Raw genomic sequence first — 1587 nt, 5'->3', positions numbered from 1 at the left:
GGCTTCGACACCTTCGGCTACGAGACCGAGCTGCCCGACCCGCCGTTCTGGGCCCGCCCCCGCAAGGAACGCCTCGACCACTTCCTGCGCTTCATCGACGGCGGCCGCCGGATCCACCAGGTCCTCGCCTCCGCCGACGCCAACTGCTCCCCGCTCGGCTGGCCCGGCGTCAAGGGGCACACCGTCAACTACATCTTCGAGGACCTCATCCCGGACCTCCGCTCCGCCGGCCTCGACGACACGGCGATCGAAACGATCTTCGTCGACAACCCCGCCGCCTTTCTGACCCTCCAGAAGTAGAGAGAACCAACGATGCAGCTCTCAGACCTCAAGATCGCCGTCGTCGGCGCCGGGTACGGCGGCGCGGCCGCCGCCAAGGCGCTCAGCCTCCTGGGCGCCCGCGTGGACGTCTACGAGCAGGCGAGCCGGATCCGCGAGGTCGGCGCCGGCATCGGCCTGCGCCCCTCCACCATGAACCGCTTCCGCGAGTGGGGCATCTTCGACGCGATCGCCGAGGTCACCTCGCCCAGCGACTACTTCGAGATCCTCACCGCCACCGGTGACCCGATCATGAAGGAGGCGTGGCCCGCCGACGGCGAGCAGGTCCACACCCACCTCATCCACCGCGGCGACTTCATCGACGCCCTCATGGGCGCGCTCCCCGAGGGCATGGTGCACCTCGGCCGCAAGCTGGAGAGCGTCGAGGACAAGGGGGAGGGCGCCGTCCTCACCTTCGCGGGCGGCACCACGGCCGAGGCCGACCTGGTCGTCGGCGCCGACGGCATCAAGTCGGTCGTCCGCCACCAGCTGTTCAGCCAGAAGCCCCCGGTGTTCTCCGGCGAGCACGCCTACCGCACGGTGATCTCCACCGACGCCGCCCACGGCATGGTCGTCGACGACAACCTGCGCATGTACATCGGCCGCGGCACCAAGGTCTACCTGTTGCCGCTGCGCCACCGCGACCAGGTGTCCTTCGACATCACCGCCCTCGACCCGGACGGCACCTGGGCACCGCAGGTCACCAAGGAGGACCTGCTCACGACGGTCGAGGGCTTCGACGAGCGCATGGTGGCCATCACCCGCGACCTCGACATGGACACCGTGAACATCCGCGCGGTGTACGACATCGATCCCGTCGACACCTGGCACACGAACTCCGTCGTCCTCGTCGGCGACGCCGCCCACTCGATGCTCCACCACCAGGGCCAGGGCGCCAACTCGGCCATCGAGGACGGCGGCGCGCTCGCCGACGCCCTGAAGCAGGCCGGCTCCCTGAAGGAGGCGCTCGCCCTCTACCAGGCCACCCGCAAGCCGGTGACCGACGAGCTGCAGCGCATCTCACGCCAGGGCTGGACCGAGGAAGAGATCAACGACGTCTTCCCCGGCCAGAAGCCCGCCGCCGCAGGACAGGAGTGACCCCGTGACACTGCACCCCGAGATCGCCAAGTTCCTCGCCACTCTCCCGGCACCGCCCGAGGGCCCGCTCGACCCCGTCGCGATGCGCGCCGCCGACGAGGCGCACGTCGCACCGCCCGAGGAGCGCCTGCCGCTGCACGCAGTCAGGGACCTGTCTCTTATACACATCTC

At 69.7% G+C, this 1587-nt stretch carries 1 protein-coding gene and 1 pseudogene; both read left to right on the top strand.

The features are described 5' to 3' along the window. A pseudogene (locus IH13_RS0121470) lies at nt 1-300 on the top strand (phosphotriesterase); the annotation flags it as partial. Between the two features lie 12 nt (nt 301-312). Further along, nucleotides 313-1416 (top strand): FAD-dependent oxidoreductase, encoded by a 1104-nt coding sequence (locus IH13_RS0121465; RefSeq protein WP_031086848.1) that lies wholly within the window; start codon nt 313-315, stop codon nt 1414-1416. Nucleotides 1417-1587: the final 171 nt, after the last annotated feature.

Source organism: Streptomyces sp. NRRL WC-3549 (assembly GCF_000721935.1).
Classification (GTDB): domain Bacteria; phylum Actinomycetota; class Actinomycetes; order Streptomycetales; family Streptomycetaceae; genus Streptomyces.
The sequence above is the reverse complement of the archived record's forward strand: the minus strand, read 5'-3'. Positions and strand labels throughout refer to the sequence as shown.

Excerpts from the sequence above, each read along its gene's own strand:
- IH13_RS0121465 (WP_031086848.1), top strand. The coding sequence starts at position 313 with ATGCAGCTCTCAGACCTCAAGATCGCCGTCGTCGGCGCCGGGTACGGC.